Below are 19,436 nucleotides of genomic sequence, written 5' to 3' on the forward strand. Positions count from 1 at the left end.
TCAGAAACGGGTGCTGATGGCGCCGGTCACTGCCCAGTCGTCCTCGACGAGGGGCAGCCAGCGCCATTTGTCAAAAGTGGTGCAGGGGTGGGAGATGCCCAGCGCCACGCGGTCGCCCACGGCGGGCGGGCTGCCCGCGGGGTCGAAGCGCAGGTAGGCGTGCTGGTCGTTCAGCGCGCTCACGGTCCAGCCCTGCGGCACATCGCCCGCAGTGCGCTGGCCCCGCGGCGCCCAGCGCACGGGCACGGGCATCTCCAGGTCGTAGGACACATCGCGCCGCCCGCAGGTCAGCAGCGCCAAGCCCGGCTCGGGCACGGACTGCACCATGGCCCACACCTCCAACGCGGGGCGCAGCGATGCGTCCAGGCCCTCGCGCTGCTCCACATGGCGCAAGAAGCGCATGTAGTTGCCGTGGTCGTGCGTGATGTAGCAGCCCGAGCGCAGCACGCCGTCCACCGGGCGCGACAGGCCTTGTGTGCGCAGCAGCGGCACCACCAGGTCGAACACGGCGGAGCCACCGGCTGTCAGCAGCACGGTGGGGTCGGCAAACAAGCCGTGGGCGTCGCACTGCCGCGCCACCTCGGTCACGCGGCGTACCAGGGCAGTGACTTCGCGCGCATCGTGCTCGCTGTCGCAGCGTGCCACACCGCCCTCGTAGCACTCGATGCCGCCCAGTTGCGCGGCGGGCGAGCGGGCGATGGCCCGGGCCAGCGCCAGGGCTTCTTCCAGCGTCCTGCAGCCGGTGCGCTGGCCGGGGATGCCGATCTCCAGCAGCGTGTCGAAGCGGCGGGCCGCTTGCCCTGCGGCCTGGCGGCGCACGGCCCAGTCCTCGATCAGCCGCAGCTGCGCCAGCGAGTCCACCAGGAACCACACGCGCAGGTCCGCATGCCGCTGCAGCAGCGCCTGCAGGCCGTCCAGGTCGGCATCGCACACCACCTGATTGGCAATGATGGCGCGGCGCGCGCCGGCCTCCACACCCACCGAGAGCTGGTAGATGGTGGCGAACGTCAGGCCCCAGGCGCCGGCCGCGAGCTGCTGGCGAAACAGCTCGGGCGACATGGTGGTCTTGCCGTGCGGCGCCAGCGCCACGCCCTTGCGCGCCGCGAAGTCCTGCATCCAGGCCAGGTTGTGGGTCAGCGCAGAGCGCCGGATGACGGCCAGCGGGTAGGCCAGGTCGTCCGCCAGCAGGTTCCAGCCCCTGGCGGCCAGGTCGGACGCGCGGCAGGGCGCAGCGGTTTGCGGAAAGCTCTTGCTGCGGTGGTCGAGGATGAAGTCGTCGGTCATGGGGAAGTGGGGTGGTGCGCTGTTTTCCAGCAGGCATGCAGATGGCCCGGCTGCACCTCGCGCAGCAGCATATCGGTGCTGGCGCAGCGCTCTTCGGCCAGGGGGCAGCGGGTGCGGAACACGCAGCCCGAGGGTGGGTGGGCGGGGCTGGGCAGGTCGCCCTGCAGCAGCGGGATGCTACGCCGCTGCGCCGGGTCGGGGATGGGCGCGGCCGCCAGCAGCGCGCGCGTGTAGGGGTGCTGGGGGTGGGCGTACAGCGCCTCGGTGGGGGCGATCTCCATCACGCGGCCCAGGTACAGCACCACCACGCGGTCGCACAGGTATTCCACCACGTCGAGGTCGTGCGAGATGAACAGCAGGGTCAGGCCCAACTGCTCCTTGAGCTCGCCCAGCAGGTTCACCACCTGGGCCTGGATGGACACGTCCAGCGCCGACAGGGGCTCGTCCGCCACGATGAAATTCGGCTCCACGGCCAGGGCGCGGGCGATGCCGATGCGCTGGCGCTGGCCGCCGGAGAACTCGTGCGGAAAGCGGTCCGCATGCTCCGGCCGCAGGCCCACCTGCTGCAGCAGCTCGTGGATGCGGGGCAGGCGCGCGCGGCCCTTGGCCAGGCCATGGGTATCCAGCGCCTCGGCCAGCACCTCGCGGATGCGCATGCGCGGGTTGAGGCTGGCGTACGGGTCCTGAAAAATGATCTGGATCTTGGAGCGCAGCGGGCGGTATTGCCCCTGCGACAGCGCTGCCAGGTCCTGCACGGCACCCGCGCCGTGGTACAGCATCTGCCCGCCGGTCGGGTCCACCAGGCGCGTCAGCAGCCGGCCGATGGTGCTCTTGCCCGAGCCCGATTCGCCCACCAGGCCCAGGGTCTCGCCCTGGCGGATGGTGAAGCTCACATCGTCCACCGCGCGCACCGGGTGGGCGCCGCTGCCGAAGTACTTGCGCAGGTGCTGGATCTCCAGCAGCGGGGCCTCCGCAAGGCTGCCGGTGGGGGATGCCATGGGTTGTTGCAGCACGGCGCTCATGCGGTCACCTCGCGGTGGATGCAGCGCACCATGCGGCGGGCGCCGGTGGCTTCCAGCGGCGGCATCTGCGCATCGCACGCTGGCAGCTTGCGGGTACAGCGCGGTGCAAAGGCGCAGCCCGGGGGCGGTGCCAGCGGGCTCGATACCTGGCCCGGTATGGCCACCAGCTTGCGGCGCCCGGGGGCGGCCGCTGCGCCGCCCTGCTGCCGTGCCACACCGGGCAGGCAGGCCAGCAGGCCGCGCGTGTAGGGGTGCTCGGGCCGCGCGAACAGGTCGTGCACGCGGGCCGATTCGACGATGCGGCCGGCGTACATCACCGCCACGGCGTCGGCGTACTGCGCCACCACGCCCAGGTTGTGCGTGACGAACAGCATGCTCATGCCGGTCTCCTTCTGCAGCCGGCCCATCAGCGCGAGGATCTGCGCCTGGATGGTCACATCGAGCGCCGTGGTGGGCTCGTCGGCGATCAGCAGCGTGGGGTTGCAGGCCATGGCCAGTGCGATCATCACGCGCTGGCGCATGCCGCCAGACAGCTGGTGCGGGTACTCGTTCACGCGCTGGGCGGCGGCCGGTATCTCCACCAGCTCCAGCATGCGCCGGGCGTGGGCATGCGCGGTGCGGCGGTCCATCTTCAGGTGCAGGCGGGCGGACTCGGCGATCTGCTCGCCCACGGTGAGCACTGGGTTCAGGCTGGTCATGGGCTCCTGGAAGATCATCGCCAGCTCGTTGCCGCGCAGGGCGCGCTTGTCAGCCTCCTTCAGGGCCAGCAGGTCCACGCGGCGGCCGTCGCGCTGCACGAACCACGCCTGGCCGCTGACCTCGGCCTGCGAGGTGCGCGCGTGCAGGCCCATCAGCGACAGGCTGGTGACGGACTTGCCCGAGCCGGACTCGCCCACCAGCGCCAGCGTCTCGCCGGGGTGGATGGTGAACGACACGTCGGCCACGCTCTGGATGCGGCCGCCGTCGGTGGCGAACGAGGTCGACAGTCCGTGCACTTCCAGGCGGGCCGCGGTGGGGTCGGTCAAAGGTGCGGCACTCATACAGTCTTCTTCAGTTTGGGGTCGAGCAGGTCACGCACGCCGTCGCCCAGCATCTGCAGCGACAGCGCGGTGAGCACGATGGCGATGCCCGGCGCGAAGATGGTCCAGAACGCCTTGTCCGCATAGTCCAGGCTGCCGGCGATCATGGTGCCCCAGGTGGGGATGTCGGGCGGCACGCCCACGCCCAGGAAGGACAGCCCGGCCTCGGCCAGGATGGCGTAGGCGAAGATGAAGGTCACCTGCACGAGGATGGGCGACATCAGGTTGGGCAGGATGTGCTTGAGCAAGATCTTCGGGGTGCGCACGCCCAGGGCGCGCGCTGCGTCCACGAACAGCAGCTCGCGCAGCACCAGCGTGGTGGCGCGCACCACGCGGGCCACGCGCGGCGTGTAGACGATGACGAGGGCGAGCATCACGTTCCACAGCGACACCCCCAGGATGGACACCAGCGCGATGCCCAGCAGGATGTCGGGGAAGGACATCATGGCGTCCACCACCCGCATCAGCGGCGCATCCAGCCGCCGGAAGAACCCCGCGAACATGCCCAGCAGCGTACCCAGCAGCACCGCGCCGGCCGCCGTCACGAAGCCGATGAGCAGCGAGTACCGCGCGCCGTGCACGATGCGCAGCATCACGTCGCGCCCCAGCTCGTCGGTGCCCGCCCAGTGCGTGGCCGACGGCGCGCGCAGCCGCTCGCTGATGGACAGCGCATTGGGGTCGGCGTCCGAGAGGGCGGGATACACAGCGGCGATGCCCACCACCAGCGCCAGCGCGATGGCCGAGGCCAGCACCACCTTGCGCGCGAACAGCCGGCGCAGCACGGCCGCAAAGCGCTGCCACGAAGAAGGGGAGGAGGGCGAAGATGCCGAAGAGACGTGGCCGTTCATGGTGCCTCCAGCCGGATGCGCGGGTCCACCAGCGTGTAGATGAAGTCGATGGCGAGGTTGATGAACACGTAGATGGCCGCGATGACCAGCAGCGTGCCCTGGATGACCGGGTAGTCGCGCCGCAGCACCGCCCGCACCACCAGGTTGCCCACGCCGGGCAGGTTGAACACGGTCTCGGTCACCACGGTGCCGCCGATCATCAGCGCCATGGTCAGGCCCAGCACGGTGACGATGGGCACGAGCGCATTGCGCAGCACGTGCTTGACCATGATGGTGCCCTCGTCCAGCCCCTTGGCGCGTGCGGTGCGCACGTAGTCCTCGCCCAGGATGTCGAGCATGGATGCGCGGGTGAAGCGGATGATCAGCGCCGAGTTGAGCAGGCCCAGCACCAGCGCGGGCAGCAGCAGGTGCGACAGCCGCTCGCCCAGCGTGGCGCGGGGGTCGCCATAGCCCGATGCCGGAAACCACCCCAGCTTGACCGCGAACAGCTGGATGAGGATCAGGCCCAGCCAGAAGCTGGGCACGCTCGCGCCCAGCATGGCCACGCCGCTCACGGCCTGGTCGGCCGCGCTGCCGCGCCAGATGGCCGCCGCCATGCCGCACGGAATGCCCACCAGCGCCGCGATGCCCACCGCGAACAGCGCAAGGAACAACGTGGGCTCGGCCCGCTCCAGCAGCGCCTGCGCCACGGGCCGCTGCAGGAAGAGCGACTGCCCCAGGTTGCCCTGCAGCAGCTCACCCACCCACAGCACGAACTGCGTGGGCAAGGGCTTGTCCAGCCCGTACTGGGCGCGCGCCTGCGCAATGTCGGCGGCAGTAGCCTGGTCGCCCAGCAGCAGCGCCACCGGGTCGCCCGAGGCCAGCCGCGTGAGGCAGAACACCAGCACCGCCACCAGCACCAGCACCACCGCCGCTCCACCCAGCCGCTTCAATAGAAATCGCATGCTTGCTTGTCTCTTAAAAAGTCCCCACTCGCACCACACCCCCGGTCCAAGCCAGTGCCACCGTGGAACCGGCTTTGCCGGGCCACCGGAGGCGCCCCCTCGGGGGAGGCGCCGCAGGCGCTTCGGGGGGTTACTTCATCCATGTATTCCAGAAGAACGGCCAGACCGCCGGCGTGTAGCCCGACAGCTTGGCCGATCGCGCCGACAGGCCGTTGAACTTGCCCACCTCGATGAACGGCACCTCGTCGTACACCACCTGCTGCACCTTGCCCCACAGCGCACCGCGCTTGGCAGGGTCGGTCTCCTGGTTGAACGCGGCCAGGGTCGACTTCTTGGCGTCGGACTCCCACCAGCCCGGTGCGCCGTCACCCAACTGCGGCGGCGACAGCATGGGCTCGGGGAACAGGCCCGAATGCGTGAAGTACACGTCCCACAGCTTGGCGTCGTTGCGGCGCTGCACCAGGGTGGCCCAGTCCACCACCTGCAGGTCGGTCTTGAAGCCCGCCTTCTTGAGCTGCTCGGACATCACCAGCGCCATGTTGTAGTGGAACTCGTACTGCCGGCTGGCCATGATGCGCACCGGCTGGCTGTTGTTGTAGCCCGCCTTGGCGGCCTGCTCCTTGGCCGCCTGAGGGTTGCGCTCGTTGTACAGCTTGGCGCCCGCGTCCGAGTAGTAGGGCGTGCCCTTGGGGAAGAAGTTGGGCTCCACCATGAAGAAACGGTTGTCGCCAAAGCCCGCGGCCATTAGCTCGCCCGTGCCCACCGCGGTCTGCACCGCGCGGCGCAGGGGCTGCGATGCGAGCACGCCCTCCTTGGTGTTGAACACGATGTACGGAAAGCCGAAGTTCTTGGTGACGATGGGCACCACGGCGGGCGCACCTTTCTCCACACGGCCGATGGCTTCCACCGGCAGCAGGTCGGCATAGTGGAACTGGCCGGACAGCGCGCCCTCGACCCGCGTGTTGGCGCTGGGCACGGGCACGAAGCGCAGCTCATCGAGCAGCGCCTCGCGGCGGCCTGCGTAGCCGCTGGGGGCTTCCTTGCGGGCGGCATAGTCGTCAAAGCGAACCAGCACGGTGAACTGGTCTGGCCGGCGCTCCTTGAACTTGTAGGGTCCGGTGCCGATGAATTCCTTGAGCTGCGGCGCGATGCTTTCCTTGGCCAGGATGGCTGCCATGCCGCTGGGCAGGGCCAGTTGCGCCAGCAGCGGTGCGTAGGGGTTCTTGAGCTTGAGCTCCACGCCGTGCGTGCCCTTGGCTGTGAGCGCCACCACTTCCTTGCCCACCGCCTTGCCCCGCGGCGAGAGCTCCATCCAGCGCTGCAGCGAGGCCACCACGTCCTCGGCTGTCATCTCGCGGCCGTTGTGGAACTTCACGCCCTTGCGCAGGGCGATGGTGTAGTTGAGGCCATCCTTGGAGACGGTGGGCATGCCCTCGGCCAGCATGGGCGCAATGTTCCAGTTGCCGTCGAAGGTGTAGAGCGGCTCGTACACGTGCTGCATGATGGTGCCCACCAGGTCGGCGGTGCTCACCATCGGGTCCAGGCCCTGGGGCTCGCCCACCATGGCCAGGTTGGCGGCGCCGCCCTTGGCCGGTGCGCCGGCCTGCTGCGCCGACGCTGCACCAGGGCCTGCGCCCCACAGTGCGAGCAGCGCGGCCAGGCCCACCAGCCCCCGCCGCGCCACGTTCGCCGGCCGGGAGTTCGCCAGCCGCACCACATTGGTTCCAGAAGTTTGCATCGTGCACCTCTAAGTAATAGGATTACATTGATAAGCCCTTTCGATGCCAGAAATCTGCTCGATTTGTGCTTTTTGGGCGTTTTGTATGTAATATCTTTACTCAAAGGAGCACTTTCAATGCCAGTAGAAACCCTCGGTCAGTCCCCGCTTGCCTCCGACCGGCAGGCCCGTCCACTTTCCCCCGCCACGCGCGCCGGGGACTTCGTTTTTGTGTCGGGCCAGGTGCCCACCGATGACCAGGGCCAAGTCATCACCGGGGGCATCGAGGCGCAGACGCGCCAGGTGTTCCTGCGCCTCACGCAGGCGCTGGCGCTGGCCGACTGCACGCTGGCCGATGTGGCCAAGGTGAGCGTCTGGCTGGCCGACGCGCGCGACTTCGGCAGCTTCAACCGCGTCTACATGGAGTGTTTTGGCGAGCACCGGCCCGCGCGCTCGACGGTGGAGTCGCGGCTCATGATCGACGCCAAGGTGGAGATCGACGTCACGGCGTACAAGCCGCGCGGCTGAGCGCGGCGGGCGCTAGCCGGCGGTCCGCGGCACCGGCTGGGTTGCTACATCACGCGGATGCCCAGCTCGCTGACCAGCAGGGCCGCCTGGTCGGTGGAGAGGATCGCCCCCTTGAAGGACTGCGCCAGCTGGGCCAGCCGCAGCCCGCCCAGGTCCACCGACCGCAGGTCGGCGCCGTCGAAGCGGGCGTTCTTGAGGTGCGCATCGCGCAGGCTTCCGCCTTCGAACACCGCATCGCGGAAGTCGCAGCCAGAAATGTCCGCGTCGGACATGTCGAGCTGTTCGATGGTCTGCTTGCGGAACGAAATACCCCGCAGGTCCGCGCCCACCAGCAGCGTGTCGTGAAAGCTCAGGCCCAGCGTCTGCGCTTCATGGAACTGCGCGCCGGTCAGCTTGACCTCGGCAAACAAGGCCGACGCCAGCGTGGCCTTGGTCCAGAGCGTGTTGTTCAGGTCGCAGTGGTGAAAGCGTGCGTCGGTCAGGTGCGCCAGGTGAAAGCTCGCCTGCCGCGCCCTGCAGCCGAGCCACCGCGTGTCGCCCAGTTGGGCGCGTGCCAGCGAGGCCTCGGCCAGGCTGCAGCCGGTGAACTGCGCGCCTTGCAGCGCAAGGCCCGAGAGGTCGGCGCCGTCGAAATCGCAGTGCTCGAAGTGCAGGCGCTGCGCCGGGGTGTCCGCCAGCATCGCCAGCAGGTCGGCGCGGGTGATCTGCTGCTCTTGCACGAGGACCGTACCGCTGGTGCTGGTGCTGGTGAGTGGGGTGGATGCTGTGATCATGGGACGGTGACTGCAATGGTGGCTGGGCCGTGGCGTGGCGCGTGCGGTGCAACGTGCGGCGTCAATGTCCCGTGGTCTTGGAAAACAGGTTCACCACCACCACGCCGGCCACGATGAGCCCCAGCCCGGCGATCGCAGGTGCGTCCAGCCGCTGTCCGTAATAAAGCCAGCCCACGGTGGAGATCAGCACGATGCCCACCGCCGACCAGATGGCGTAGGCAATGCCGATGGGCAAGGTCTTCAGCGTGAGCGACAACAGGTAGAAGGACACCGCGTAGCACACGGCGGTGATTGCGCTGGGAACCAGCCGCGTGAAGCCCTCGGACGCCTTCAGCGCACTGGTGCCCAGCACTTCGGCCACGATGGCCAAGCCCAGCAATGCGTAGCTGGTGGTGGTGGCGGTCCACTGGATCATGGTGCGGGTCCGTTGCAAAAGCTGGAGAAGCGGCCGATTCTAGGAAGGACCCACGCACCGCGGTGGCATGCCCTTGCATTGGTGCAGGGCCTCTGCACAGCCGGTTGCAGCCGCCTGAAATCTGTGACCACACGGCGAGTACCCGTGGCGCGCACCGTGGCCCGGAGGCCCGACCTGGCCCCCCATCGCCGCAATGCCAGCCCGCTGCCAACCCTGGCGCTCTCACCTCGCCACGCAGCTGCTGTTGAGCCGCTATGCAGCGTGCTGCAGCATCAGGTCCAGGTTCTGCACGGCAGCGCCCGACGCGCCCTTGCCCAGGTTGTCGAACACCGCGCTCAGCAGCACCTGGCCGTGCTGCGGGTTGGCAAACACCGAGAGCCGCAGCTGGTTGGTGCCGTTGAGCACCTGGGGGTCCAGGTGCTGCGCCGCCTGCGCATCTGCCCGGGACACCACCTCCACATGCGCCGCGCCGTCGTAGTGCTGCTGCAGGCAGGCGTGCAGCCGGTCGGCAGTCACGCCCGCGGGCAGTTGCCGCAGCAGCAACGGAATGGTCAGCACGATGCCCTGGCGGAAAGAGCCGTAGGCCGGCAGGAAGAAAGGCCGCTGCGTGAGGCCCGCGTGCTGTTGGATCTCTGGCGTGTGCTTGTGGGCCAGCCCCAGGCCGTACACCTGGAACGCGGAGGCTTGCGATGCACCCGCACCTTCATGCTCATCCACTCGCGCACGGCCGCCGCCGGAGTAGCCCGACACGGCATGGATGGCCAGCGGATGGTCCGCAGGCACCAGGCCTGCCTGCACCAGCGGCAGCAGCAGCCCGATGGCGCCCGTGGGGTAGCAGCCGGGGTTGGTCACGCGGCGCGCCGAGGCGATGCGGGCGGACTGCGCGGCGCTCATTTCAGGGAACCCGTAGACCCAGTCCGCATCGGTGCGGTGGGCCGAGCTGGCGTCGATCACGCGCACGGCCGGGTTCACGATGGACGCCGCCGCTTCGCGCGCAGGCCCGTCGGGCAGGCACAGCACGGCGATGTCGCAGGCATTGATCGCTTCGGCGCGGCGCGCAGCGTTCTTGCGGTCGGCCTCGGGCAGCGTGAGCAGACGCAGGTCGCTGCGGCCGTGCAGGCGTTCATGGATCTGCAGGCCGGTCGTGCCCTGATCGCCGTCGATGAAAACCAAGGGTGCGCTCATGCGGTGCTCCTGATGAATGGAATGGCTGAAGAAAAAACGAAGGAATGACGAATCTTCGGCCGCGCCCTAGAATTTGAAAAGTTGAATTTCACAAACATCAGCATCAGATTCACTGAACGTCATGCGCGAACTCAACCTCGACCGGTTGCGCACGCTGGTCACCATCGCAGACCTGGGTTCGTTCGCCGAAGCCGCGCGGGTGCTGCACCTGGCGGCGCCCACGGTCAGCCTGCACATCGCCGACCTGGAGGCGCTTTTCGGCGCGCCGCTGCTGGTGCGCAAGCGCGGCGAGGTGACTCCCTCGGGTGTGGGCGACGCGTTGATCGAGCGCGCGCGGCGCCTGCTGGCCGATGCGGACGAGGCGCTCGATGTGGTGCAGCGCCAGGTGCAGGGGCTCGCGGGCCGCGTGCGGCTGGGGGCGTCCACCGGTGCCATTGCCCACCTGCTGCCACAGGCGCTGGAGGTGCTGGGGCACCACCACCCCGGTATCGACGTGCAGGTGGCCGTGCTCACCACGCAGGACACCATGGCGCGCCTGGTCGGCGGGTCGCTGGATGTGGGCCTGGTGGCGCTGCCGCAGGCCACCGTGCAGGGCGTGAAGGTGCAGCCCTGGCGGCGGGACCCGGTAATGGCGTTCGTGCCGTCGGCCTGGCCTGCGCCACAGCGCGCCACGCCGAAGTGGCTGGCGGGGCAGCCGCTCATCCTCAACGACGTCGGCACCAGCCTGTCGCGGCTGACGGCCGAATGGTTCGCGCTGGCGGGCGAACACCCCAAGGCGCGCATCCAGCTCAACTACAACGACGCCATCAAGAGCCTGGTGGCCGCAGGCTATGGCGCCACGCTCCTGCCGCACGAGGCCACGTCCACCACGCCGCTCGACCCGCGCATCCGCATGCTGCCGCTGCGCCCCGCGCTGTGGCGGCCGCTGGGCATCGCCCACCGCGAAGGCCCGGTGGAGCGCGCCACGCAGCACGTGCTGGATGTGCTGTGGCAGCAGCGCCAGGCTTGAATAGATCGAATTTTTGGGCCAAACAGGCCGTTACCGCTCATCTGCAAAGCGCAAGCAGCTATATATTTGATAGCATTTGCGGTTCTCGGCTGCGGGACTGACCGGCCGCAGCGCCTGGGGTGCATCAGGCGGTGGCGCCGGGCCCCAGCGCGCTCAGCACCATGCGCACGATCAGTTCCTCAGCATTGTTGTAGTCGCGCTCGGTCAGCGCGGGCTTGCCCAGCAGCAGCGCAAACTGCGCCTCCTGCTCCGCATAGGCCTGCGTGACCGACCAGATGATGAACATCAGGTGGGTGAAGTTGACCTTGGCGATGCGGCCCTCGCGCGCCCAGCGCTCGAAGGTGCGCACCTCGGTCTTGAGCAGCGGGCCCACCCGCTCGGCGATGGCGGTGCCATAGCGTGGTGCACCGGCAATCACCTCTTTGGTGAACACCTTGGCGCCCTGGGGGCGCATGCGCGAGTACTGCATCTTGGCGCGGATGTAGCGGCGCAGCGCCTGCTCGGGGTCGTCGCTGTGCGACAACGCCTCCATGCCTTCGAGCCACTGGGTGAGCACATCGTCGAGCACGCGCTGGTACAGCGCCTCCTTGCTCGGAAAGTAATACAGCAGGTTGTGGCGGCTGATGCCGATGGCCGCGGCAATGTTCTCGAGCGACGCGCCTTCGAAGCCGAACTGCGCGAAGTGGTTCTCCGCCTCGGCCAGGATGGCCTGCTCCTTGCGCAGGCGCGAGGCCTTGGGGGCGCGGGCGCCGGTGTCGTCGGTGCTTTCGGCGGCTTCAGGGGCTACCGCGGCAGCGGGCTTGCGGATGGCGCCGGCTGCACGCGGCGGCTTGGCAGGGCGGGGGGCGGAGGTGGCAGCCGGGGACTGGCGGGCGTCGGTCATTGCACCATTGTGGAACAAGCCGGGGCCTGAAAACTGGCAATTGGCTGGCATGGGGTTTGCTCTAGGGATTTTACCAATTGGTAAATTTTTACGGGTTGGTAAATTGGCCCCCAACGCAGGGCACCGCGGCACATCAAGCCGTGGGCACCTGCACCCCCACAGCGAGGACCACGATGAAACCTCCGACATTTGCGGGCGCACGCACCCTCGCTTGCGCCGCATCGGCTGCCTGCTGCCGCCGCCCCGGCAGCGGCGCGCGCCACCTGCACCGGGCGCCCGCGCCCACCACGGCCGAACCAGCGAGCAAGGGCACGGCCTGCACCCCCACCCCGCACCTTTCGGAGGACATCTGATGGACACACCCGCAAGCCGTGCCTGCGGCATTCATGCCGCACGCCTGAACCTGGCCGACTACGCCGTCAACTTCAGCGACGCCCACCCGCCGTTGACCCGGCCGCAGGCCCTCATCGAGGCCGAGCGCTGCTACTACTGCCACGACGCGCCCTGCGCCACGGCCTGCCCCACGGGCATCGACATCCCGTCGTTCATCCACCGCATCGCGCAGGACAACAACCGGGGCGCGGCGCGCGCCATCCTGGAGGCCAATCCCCTGGGCGGCATGTGCGCCCGGGTCTGCCCCACCGAGGTGCTGTGCGAGCAGGCCTGCGTGCGCAACACCAACGAAGACAAGCCGGTGGAGATCGGGTCGCTGCAGCGCTACGCGACCGACGCCTTCTTTGCCAAACCCGGCGCACCGATGTTCCAGCGCGCCGCACCCACCGGCCGCCGCGTGGCCGTGGTCGGCGCGGGGCCTGCTGGCCTGGCCTGCGCCCACGGGCTGGCGCTGCGCGGGCACGACGTGGTGCTGTTCGAGGCGCGCCCCAAGCTGGGCGGGCTCAACGAATACGGCCTGGCCAGCTACAAGACCACGGACAACTTCGCGCAGAAGGAAGTCGACTGGCTGCTGTCGGTGGGCGGCATCGAGGTGCGCACCAGCCAGCAGCTGGGCCGCGACATCACGCTCGACGGCCTGCTGGCCAGCCACGATGCGGTCTTCCTGGGCCTGGGGCTGCAGGGCGTGAATGCGCTGGGCGTGGCCGAGCCTGCGGTGTCTGGCGTGCAGGGCTTGAGTAGCGCCGTGGACTTCATCGCCGAGCTGCGCCAGAGCAGCGACCTGTCCACCCTGCCCGTGGGCCGGCGCGTGGTGGTGATCGGCGGCGGCATGACGGCGGTGGACGCCGCCGTGCAGTCCCGCAAGCTGGGCGCCGATGAGGTGACCATCGTCTACCGCCGGGGAGCCGACGCCATGTCTGCGTCGAAGGTAGAGCAGCAATGGGCGCAGACGAACGGCGTGACCATCCGCCACTGGGCGGCGCCGCAAGAAGTCTTGTGCGAAGGCGGCGCCGTGACCGGCGTGCGCTTTGCGGCCACGGCGCTCGATGCGGCGGGCAAGCTGGTGAACACCGGCGAGACCTTCACGCTCGCGGCGGACGTGGTGCTCAAGGCCATCGGCCAGACCTACGTGGCGGAGCCCGCTGGCAAGGCGATGGCGCTGGAGGGCGGACGCATCGCCACCGACGCCGCAGGCCGCACCAGCCTGGCGAGGGTCTGGGCGGGCGGCGACTGCCGGGCTGGCGGGCGCGACCTGACGGTCGAGGCCGTGGAGCACGGCAAGCTGGCGGCCATCTCCATCCATGAAGCGATGAGCGTGCCGGTGGCGCTCGTGGCCTGACGGCATCGTCGGCACATCCTGACCGCACAACCTGACTGCAATTGACGGGAGCACATCCATGGCAGACATCCGCAGCAATTTCCTGGGCATCCAGAGCCCCAACCCCTTCTGGCTGGCCTCCGCACCCCCGACCGACAAGGAGATCAACGTCACCCGCGCCTTCGAGGCAGGCTGGGGCGGCGTGGTCTGGAAGACGCTGGGCGAGGACCCGGCGGTCGTCAACGTGAACGGGCCACGCTACTCCACGCTCCTGTCCCAGGACCGCCGCGTGATCGGGCTGAACAACATCGAGCTCATCACCGACCGTCCGCTGCACACCAACCTGGAGGAGATCAAGCGCGTCAAGCGCAACTGGCCCGACCGGGCCATGATCGTCTCGCTCATGGTGCCCTGCGAAGAGCAGAGCTGGAAGAGCATTTTGCCCCTGGTGGAAGACACCGGCGCCGACGGCATCGAGCTCAACTTCGGCTGCCCCCACGGCATGAGCGAGCGCGGCATGGGCGCGGCCGTGGGCCAGGTGCCCGAGTACATCCAGATGGTCACGGCCTGGTGCAAGCACTACAGCCGCCTGCCGGTGATCGTGAAGCTCACCCCCAACATCACCGACGTGCGGCACCCCGCGCGGGCGGCCAAGGCGGGCGGGGCGGATGCGGTGTCGCTCATCAACACCATCAACTCCGTCATGGGCGTTGACCTGGACCGCATGGTCATGAGCCCCAGCACCGACGGCTGGGGGTCGCACGGCGGCTACTGCGGCCCGGCCGTCAAGCCCATCGCGCTCAACATGGTGGCCGAGATCGCGCGCGACGCGCAGACCGCGGGCCTGCCCATCAGCGGCATCGGCGGCATCACCACCTGGCGCGACGCGGCCGAGTACATCGCCCTGGGCTGCGGCACGGTGCAGGTGTGCACGGCGGCCATGGTGTACGGCTTCAAGATCGTGCAGGACATGTGCGACGGGCTGTCCAACTTCATGGACGAGCACGGCTACGCCACGCTCGACGACTTCAAGGGCCAGGCCGTGCCCACGGTGAAGGACTGGAAGAACCTGAACCTCAACCACATCGAAAAGGCCGTGATCAACCAGGATGCCTGCATCCAGTGCGGCCGCTGCCATGTGGTGTGCGAAGACACCTCGCACCAGGCCATCACCTTCACCAAGGACGGCGGCGTGCGCAAGTTCGAGATCAACGAGGCCGAGTGCGTGGGCTGCAACCTGTGCGTGTCGATCTGCCCCGTGCCCGAGTGCATCACCATGCGCGCCCTGGAGCCCGGCGAGGTCGATGCGCGCACGGGCAAGCCGGTGACGGGCGAATACGCCAACTGGACCACGCACCCGAACAACCCGCACAGCGTTGCGGCGGCGGCAGTGTGACGGGCTGCTCTCCGTGTGCATCCGCTGCAGGGTCTGCCAAGCAGCGGCTGTGCGTTTGCGACGTGTGGATCGGCCTTGCATGCTGCACTGCATCTGGTGCATTTATTGCGTAACCCTCAACATCGGCCACATCGCTTGCTTCCTTTGGCCCGCCATCTGCCAGCGTGAGAACGCCGGACCAGGCTGCGGGTTGTGTTCCACCCCCACGACGTCTTTGACAGGAGTACAGGCATGACCAACAGTACCGGCAGCGCTGCCCATGTGGCAGGGCAACTGCCCGGCGGAGCATCCAATTCGCTCGCCAATGAAGATCTGCTCCCCACCACCGCGGCGCAGCGGCACTGGACCTGGAAAGACTTTGCCGCGCTCTGGGTGGGCATGGTGGTGTGCGTGCCCACGTACACCATGGCCAGCTCCATGCTCGATCAGGGCTTCACCTGGCAGATGGCGGTGTGGCTCGTGTTCCTGGCCAACTGCATCGTGCTGATACCGATGGTGCTCATCGGCCGGGTGGGCCCCAAGTACGGCGTGCCCTTCCCGGTGCTTGCGCGTGCGTCGTTCGGCGTGAAGGGGGCCAACCTGCCGGCCGTGCTGCGCGGCCTGGTGGCGTGCGGCTGGTTCTCCATCAACTGCTACTTCGGTGCGCTGGCGCTCCACGGCTTCCTGAACATCGTGGGCATGAACCTCGCGGGGCCCGCCCAGGGCGAGACCATCAGCACCTCGCAGTTCATGTGCTTCCTCGCGTTCTGGGCCGTGCACATCTACTTCATCTGGAAGGGGCCGGAATCCATCCGCCTTCTGGAGGTCATCGCCGCGCCGCTGATGATCGGCGCATCTATCCTGTTCGTGGTGGTGCTGGTTATGAAGGTGCCGTCGGGCCAGCTCTTCAACCTGCCCGCCAAGGTGGTGGAAGGCGGGCCCAAGACCTGGGCGGCCCTCACGGGGCTGGTGGGCTTCTGGGCCACGCTGGCGCTCAACATCCCGGACTTCACGCGCTTTGCCAAGTCGCAGAAGGACCAGGTCGTGGGCCAGGCCATCGGACTGCCGCTGCCCATGGCGCTGTTCTCCATGGTGGGCGTCATCGGCTTTTCGGCATCGGCCATTCTGTATGGCAAGGCGCAGCTGTTCCCCGATGGCCTGTTGACCCAGATGGGCAGCGTGGCGGCGGGCCTGGGCCTGCTGGTGATCCTGCTGGCCAACCTGACGACCAACGTGGCCGCCAACCTGGTGTCGCCGTCGTACGACTTCAGCCAGATCGCACCGTCCAAGATCAGCTTTCGCATGGGTGGCGTCATCGCCGCGCTGATCGGCCTCGTGTTCATGCCCTGGAAGATCCTCGCCACATCGGGTGGCTACCTCTTCACCTGGCTGGGCGGCTACGGCACGCTGCTGGGCGCCATTGCCGGCATCTTGCTGGTGGACTACTACCTGGTGCGCAAGAGCGTGCTGAAAGTGGACGACCTGTACCGGCGCGGCGGCGACTACGAGTACAGCAATGGCTGGAACCTGCACGCGCTCATCGCCTTCGCCCTGGGCGTGCTGCCCTGCCTGCCGGGATACCTGGCGGTGTCCGGCGTGGTGGACAAGGCGGGCATGCCTGCCATCTGGCTCACGCTGTTCGACTCGGGCTGGTTCTTCAGCCTGGCCGTGGCCGGCACCTACTACTACCTGACCGCCAAGAAGAAGTGACCTGGGACCCCGCCCGGCCGTGGTGCCGGTGCCGGGCCTGCTTTTTTTGATCTGCATCCCTGAAGGAGATCTCCATGACCCAAGCCCTTCTGATCCGCGGTGGAACCGTGGTCAACGCCGACCGTGAACAACAGGCCGATGTCCTCTGCGTCGATGGCCGCATCGTGGCCGTGGGCGAGGGTGCGGCGGCGCAGGCCCCGGCCGGCGCGCAGACGCTGGATGCCAGCGGCCAGTACGTGCTGCCCGGCGGGATCGACCCACACACGCACATGCAGCTGCCCTTCATGGGCACGGTCACCATGGACGACTTCTTCACCGGCACGGCGGCAGCCCTGGCGGGCGGCACCACGAGCATCATCGACTTCGTGATTCCCGACCCGCAGGAGCCCATCCTGGACGCCTACCGCAAGTGGCGCGGCTGGGCCGAGAAATCGGCGGCCGACTATTCCTTTCACGTCGCCATCACCTGGTGGAGCGAGCAGGTGCGCGCCGACATGGGCACGCTGGTGCACGAGGAGGGCGTGAACAGCTTCAAGCACTTCATGGCCTACAAGAACGCCATCATGTGCGACGACGAAACCCTGGTGAACAGCTTCAAGCGCGCGCTGGAGCTGGGCGCCATGCCCACGGTGCATGCCGAAAACGGCGAGCTGGTGTACCTGCTGCAACAGGAGGTCGCCAAGATGGGCATCACCGGCCCCGAGGGCCACCCGCTGTCGCGCCCGCCCATGGTCGAGGCCGAGGCCGCCAACCGCGCCATCGCGATTGCCGACGTGCTGGGCGTGCCCATCTACGTGGTGCACGTGAGCTGCATGGAGTCGGCCGACGCGATTGCCCGCGCCCGGGCGCGCGGCCAGCGCGTATACGGCGAGGTGCTGGCGGGCCACCTGCTGGTGGACGAGAGCGTCTACCGCGACCCGGACTTCGCCACGGCCGCCGCGTACGTGATGAGCCCGCCGTTTCGCCCCAAGGTGCACCAGGAGGCGCTGTGGCGCGGCCTGCAGTCCGGCCAGCTGCACACCACGGCGACGGACCACTGCACCTTCTGCGCCGCGCAAAAGGCGATGGGTCAAGAAAACTTCGCCAAGATCCCGAATGGCACGGGGGGCGTGGAAGAGCGCATGGCCGCCATCTGGGACGGCGGCGTCAACACCGGGCGCCTCACGCCCAGCGAGTTCGTGGCCATCACCTCGGCCAACGCGGCCAAGCTGTTCAACATCTACCCGCGCAAAGGCTTCATCGGCGAGGGCGCCGACGCCGACCTGGTGCTGTGGGACCCCGAGGGCACCAAGACCTTCTCGGCCAAGACCCAGTTCAGCAAGGGCGACTTCAACATCTTCGAGGGCCGCACCGTGCGCGGCATCCCCACCCACACCGTGAGCCAGGGCCGCGTGGTGTTTGCCAATGGCGACCTGCGGGCCGAGGTGGGTACAGGCCGCTACATCAAGCGCCCCGCGTTCGGCCCCAACTTCCAGGCCGTGCAAAAGCGCGCGCAGGAGCTTGCGCCCACGGCGGTGGCGCGCGGCTGACGCGGGCGCTATGGAAGCATTCCATCCGGCTTTGCACTTTCACAGCCCGTTCAGCCTGAGCCTGTCAAAGGCCGTCACCAGCCCCGGCTTCGACAGGCTCAGCCCGAACGGTACTGAGTGAACCGGCAATTCAGACATCCCTTGGAGAACACCATGGACACCAAAGTCAAACCCGACATCGAGAACCTGCGCATCAACGGCGACCGCCTGTGGGCATCGCTCATGGAGCTGGCGCAGATCGGCGCCACGCCCAAGGGCGGCGTGTGCCGCCTCACGCTCACCGACCTGGACAAGCAGGGCCGCGACCTCGTCACCCGCTGGGCGCGCGAGGCCGGCATGAGCGTCACCATCGACAAGATCGGCAACGGCTTCATGCGCCGCCCGGGCCGCAACAACAGCCTGCCGCCCATCATGACCGGCAGCCACATCGATACCCAGCCTACGGGCGGCAAGTTCGACGGCAACTACGGTGTGCTGGCCGGCATCGAGGTGGTGCGCACGCTCAACGACCACGGCATCGAGACCGAGGCACCGATCGAGGTGGCCTTCTGGACCAACGAGGAAGGCAGCCGCTTCGTGCCGGTGATGATGGGATCGGGCGTGTTCGCCAAGGCCTTCACGCTGGAGCACGCCTACGCCGCCACCGACACCGAGGGCAAGACGGTGAAGGGCGAGCTGGAACGCATCGGCTACGTCGGCGAGCAGGAGCCGGGCGACCACCCCATCGGTGCGTATTTTGAAACCCACATCGAGCAGGGCCCGGTGCTGGAAGACAACGACAAGACCATCGGCGTGGTCAGCGGCGTGCTGGGCATCCGCTGGTTCGACTGCACCGTCACCGGCATGGAAGCCCACGCGGGCCCCACGCCCATGGCGCTGCGCAAGGACGCCCTGCTGGCCGCCACGCACATCATGCAGGACGTGGTCGCGGCCGCCCACCGCCACCCGCCGCACGGCCGCGGCACCGTGGGCATGGTGCAGGTGTTTCCCAACAGCCGCAATGTCATCCCCGGCCGGGTCAAGTTCAGCATCGACCTGCGCAACAGTACCGACGAACTCGTGGACCAGATGGCCGCCGAAGTGAAGGCCCGCGCCGAGCAGGTGGCGCAGGAGCACGGCGTGCAGGTGCACATCGAGATGGTGTCCAGCTACCCCGCGCAGGTCTTCCACGCCGAATGCGTGGAGGCCGTGGCCCGCGCCACCGCCAGGCTGGGCTACAGCCACATGCCCGCGGTCTCGGGTGCGGGGCACGATGCCGTCTACATGGCCAAGCTCGCGCCGGCCGGCATGATCTTCATCCCCTGCAAGGACGGCATCAGCCACAACGAGATCGAGGACGCCAAGCCCGAGCACATCACGGCAGGCTGCAACGTGCTGCTGCATGCGATGCTGGAGCGGGCGGGGACCTGACGCCCGCAACGCCG

General features: G+C 68.4%; 18 protein-coding genes. 8 read left to right on the top strand and 10 right to left on the bottom strand.

The features are described 5' to 3' along the window. The 6 genes from ACSQ3N_RS05155 to ACSQ3N_RS05180 all read right to left on the bottom strand — a co-directional run bounded on the left by ACSQ3N_RS05155 (nucleotide 1) and on the right by ACSQ3N_RS05180 (nucleotide 6,915). Entirely contained in the window at nucleotides 1-1,284 is a 1,284-nt protein-coding gene (locus tag ACSQ3N_RS05155; protein WP_056173313.1) for an amino acid deaminase, read from the bottom strand. Continuing rightward, entirely contained in the window at nucleotides 1,281-2,306 is a 1,026-nt protein-coding gene (locus ACSQ3N_RS05160) for an ABC transporter ATP-binding protein (protein ID WP_082517122.1), read from the bottom strand. The genes ACSQ3N_RS05155 and ACSQ3N_RS05160 overlap by 4 nt, the downstream gene beginning before the upstream one ends. Continuing rightward, a complete protein-coding gene (locus tag ACSQ3N_RS05165) occupies nucleotides 2,303-3,346 on the bottom strand; it encodes an ABC transporter ATP-binding protein (RefSeq protein WP_056173316.1) in 1,044 nt (347 codons plus the stop codon). The genes ACSQ3N_RS05160 and ACSQ3N_RS05165 overlap by 4 nt, the downstream gene beginning before the upstream one ends. Next, the gene (locus ACSQ3N_RS05170; protein WP_156372212.1) at nucleotides 3,343-4,233 is read right to left on the bottom strand and encodes an ABC transporter permease; all 891 of its coding nucleotides are present in this window, start codon (nucleotides 4,231-4,233) and stop codon (nucleotides 3,343-3,345) included. The genes ACSQ3N_RS05165 and ACSQ3N_RS05170 overlap by 4 nt, the downstream gene beginning before the upstream one ends. Then, on the bottom strand, nucleotides 4,230-5,177 hold the full coding sequence (locus tag ACSQ3N_RS05175; protein ID WP_056173319.1) for an ABC transporter permease: 948 nt from the start codon (nucleotides 5,175-5,177) through the stop codon (nucleotides 4,230-4,232). The genes ACSQ3N_RS05170 and ACSQ3N_RS05175 overlap by 4 nt, the downstream gene beginning before the upstream one ends. A gap of 130 nt (nucleotides 5,178-5,307) precedes the next feature. Next, a complete protein-coding gene (locus ACSQ3N_RS05180) occupies nucleotides 5,308-6,915 on the bottom strand; it encodes an ABC transporter substrate-binding protein (RefSeq protein WP_056173322.1) in 1,608 nt (535 codons plus the stop codon). 117 nt (nucleotides 6,916-7,032) lie between these two features. Between ACSQ3N_RS05180 and ACSQ3N_RS05185 the strand changes: the two genes are divergently transcribed. Beyond that, a complete protein-coding gene (locus ACSQ3N_RS05185; RefSeq protein WP_056173325.1) occupies nucleotides 7,033-7,422 on the top strand; it encodes a RidA family protein in 390 nt (129 codons plus the stop codon). A gap of 44 nt (nucleotides 7,423-7,466) precedes the next feature. Here the strand turns inward: ACSQ3N_RS05185 and ACSQ3N_RS05190 are convergent, their stop codons facing one another. From ACSQ3N_RS05190 to argC, 3 genes are all read right to left on the bottom strand, one after another. After that, nucleotides 7,467-8,195 (bottom strand): pentapeptide repeat-containing protein, encoded by a 729-nt coding sequence (locus ACSQ3N_RS05190; protein ID WP_436145760.1) that lies wholly within the window; start codon nucleotides 8,193-8,195, stop codon nucleotides 7,467-7,469. Between the two features lie 61 nt (nucleotides 8,196-8,256). Next, nucleotides 8,257-8,610 carry an SMR family transporter gene (locus ACSQ3N_RS05195; RefSeq protein WP_056173327.1) on the bottom strand — a complete coding sequence of 118 codons (354 nt, stop codon included), beginning with the start codon at nucleotides 8,608-8,610 and terminating at the stop codon, nucleotides 8,257-8,259. A 252-nt stretch (nucleotides 8,611-8,862) separates the two neighbouring features. Further along, nucleotides 8,863-9,795, bottom strand: coding sequence for an N-acetyl-gamma-glutamyl-phosphate reductase (gene argC / locus ACSQ3N_RS05200; RefSeq protein WP_056173330.1), 933 nt, complete (start codon nucleotides 9,793-9,795; stop codon nucleotides 8,863-8,865). Nucleotides 9,796-9,916: 121 nt separating this feature from the next. On the opposite strand from argC, the gene ACSQ3N_RS05205 reads away from it, so the two are divergent. Further along, a complete protein-coding gene (locus ACSQ3N_RS05205; RefSeq protein ID WP_056173333.1) occupies nucleotides 9,917-10,804 on the top strand; it encodes a LysR family transcriptional regulator in 888 nt (295 codons plus the stop codon). A 124-nt stretch (nucleotides 10,805-10,928) separates the two neighbouring features. Here the strand turns inward: ACSQ3N_RS05205 and ACSQ3N_RS05210 are convergent, their stop codons facing one another. Next, nucleotides 10,929-11,687 (bottom strand): TetR/AcrR family transcriptional regulator, encoded by a 759-nt coding sequence (locus ACSQ3N_RS05210; protein WP_056173336.1) that lies wholly within the window; start codon nucleotides 11,685-11,687, stop codon nucleotides 10,929-10,931. 173 nt (nucleotides 11,688-11,860) lie between these two features. Here ACSQ3N_RS05210 and ACSQ3N_RS05215 point away from each other — a divergent pair, with 173 nt between their 5' ends. The 6 genes from ACSQ3N_RS05215 (at nucleotide 11,861) to ACSQ3N_RS05240 (ending at nucleotide 19,422) form a co-directional block, all read left to right on the top strand. Further along, entirely contained in the window at nucleotides 11,861-12,040 is a 180-nt protein-coding gene (locus ACSQ3N_RS05215; protein ID WP_156372213.1) for a hypothetical protein, read from the top strand. Continuing rightward, nucleotides 12,040-13,419, top strand: a complete 1,380-nt coding sequence (locus ACSQ3N_RS05220; protein WP_436145761.1) for an NAD(P)-dependent oxidoreductase — start codon at nucleotides 12,040-12,042, stop codon at nucleotides 13,417-13,419. Before ACSQ3N_RS05215 ends, ACSQ3N_RS05220 begins: the two co-directional genes overlap by 1 nt. A gap of 58 nt (nucleotides 13,420-13,477) precedes the next feature. Beyond that, nucleotides 13,478-14,794: an NAD-dependent dihydropyrimidine dehydrogenase subunit PreA gene (preA, locus tag ACSQ3N_RS05225; RefSeq protein WP_056173344.1), complete on the top strand. Its 1,317-nt coding sequence runs from the start codon at nucleotides 13,478-13,480 to the stop codon at nucleotides 14,792-14,794. A 231-nt stretch (nucleotides 14,795-15,025) separates the two neighbouring features. Then, a complete protein-coding gene (locus ACSQ3N_RS05230) occupies nucleotides 15,026-16,483 on the top strand; it encodes an NCS1 family nucleobase:cation symporter-1 (protein WP_056173347.1) in 1,458 nt (485 codons plus the stop codon). A 74-nt stretch (nucleotides 16,484-16,557) separates the two neighbouring features. Then, nucleotides 16,558-18,012, top strand: coding sequence for a dihydropyrimidinase (hydA, locus tag ACSQ3N_RS05235; protein ID WP_056173350.1), 1,455 nt, complete (start codon nucleotides 16,558-16,560; stop codon nucleotides 18,010-18,012). Nucleotides 18,013-18,165: 153 nt separating this feature from the next. Further along, a complete protein-coding gene (locus tag ACSQ3N_RS05240) occupies nucleotides 18,166-19,422 on the top strand; it encodes a Zn-dependent hydrolase (protein WP_436145762.1) in 1,257 nt (418 codons plus the stop codon). The last annotated feature ends 14 nt before the right edge of the window (nucleotides 19,423-19,436 follow it).

It is taken from the genome of Acidovorax sp. LjRoot194, assembly GCF_964253015.1.
In the GTDB taxonomy this organism is placed as follows: domain Bacteria; phylum Pseudomonadota; class Gammaproteobacteria; order Burkholderiales; family Burkholderiaceae_C; genus Acidovorax.

Excerpts from the sequence above, each read along its gene's own strand:
- ACSQ3N_RS05185 (WP_056173325.1), top strand. The coding sequence starts at position 7,033 with ATGCCAGTAGAAACCCTCGGTCAGTCCCCGCTTGCCTCCGACCGGCAG.
- ACSQ3N_RS05175 (WP_056173319.1), bottom strand. The coding sequence starts at position 5,177 with ATGCGATTTCTATTGAAGCGGCTGGGTGGAGCGGCGGTGGTGCTGGTG.
- ACSQ3N_RS05155 (WP_056173313.1), bottom strand. The coding sequence starts at position 1,284 with ATGACCGACGACTTCATCCTCGACCACCGCAGCAAGAGCTTTCCGCAA.
- preA (WP_056173344.1), top strand. The coding sequence starts at position 13,478 with ATGGCAGACATCCGCAGCAATTTCCTGGGCATCCAGAGCCCCAACCCC.
- argC (WP_056173330.1), bottom strand. The coding sequence starts at position 9,795 with ATGAGCGCACCCTTGGTTTTCATCGACGGCGATCAGGGCACGACCGGC.
- ACSQ3N_RS05165 (WP_056173316.1), bottom strand. The coding sequence starts at position 3,346 with ATGAGTGCCGCACCTTTGACCGACCCCACCGCGGCCCGCCTGGAAGTG.
- hydA (WP_056173350.1), top strand. The coding sequence starts at position 16,558 with ATGACCCAAGCCCTTCTGATCCGCGGTGGAACCGTGGTCAACGCCGAC.
- ACSQ3N_RS05205 (WP_056173333.1), top strand. The coding sequence starts at position 9,917 with ATGCGCGAACTCAACCTCGACCGGTTGCGCACGCTGGTCACCATCGCA.
- ACSQ3N_RS05190 (WP_436145760.1), bottom strand. The coding sequence starts at position 8,195 with ATGATCACAGCATCCACCCCACTCACCAGCACCAGCACCAGCGGTACG.
- ACSQ3N_RS05220 (WP_436145761.1), top strand. The coding sequence starts at position 12,040 with ATGGACACACCCGCAAGCCGTGCCTGCGGCATTCATGCCGCACGCCTG.
- ACSQ3N_RS05240 (WP_436145762.1), top strand. The coding sequence starts at position 18,166 with ATGGACACCAAAGTCAAACCCGACATCGAGAACCTGCGCATCAACGGC.
- ACSQ3N_RS05160 (WP_082517122.1), bottom strand. The coding sequence starts at position 2,306 with ATGAGCGCCGTGCTGCAACAACCCATGGCATCCCCCACCGGCAGCCTT.
- ACSQ3N_RS05215 (WP_156372213.1), top strand. The coding sequence starts at position 11,861 with ATGAAACCTCCGACATTTGCGGGCGCACGCACCCTCGCTTGCGCCGCA.
- ACSQ3N_RS05195 (WP_056173327.1), bottom strand. The coding sequence starts at position 8,610 with ATGATCCAGTGGACCGCCACCACCACCAGCTACGCATTGCTGGGCTTG.
- ACSQ3N_RS05230 (WP_056173347.1), top strand. The coding sequence starts at position 15,026 with ATGACCAACAGTACCGGCAGCGCTGCCCATGTGGCAGGGCAACTGCCC.
- ACSQ3N_RS05210 (WP_056173336.1), bottom strand. The coding sequence starts at position 11,687 with ATGACCGACGCCCGCCAGTCCCCGGCTGCCACCTCCGCCCCCCGCCCT.
- ACSQ3N_RS05170 (WP_156372212.1), bottom strand. The coding sequence starts at position 4,233 with ATGAACGGCCACGTCTCTTCGGCATCTTCGCCCTCCTCCCCTTCTTCG.
- ACSQ3N_RS05180 (WP_056173322.1), bottom strand. The coding sequence starts at position 6,915 with ATGCAAACTTCTGGAACCAATGTGGTGCGGCTGGCGAACTCCCGGCCG.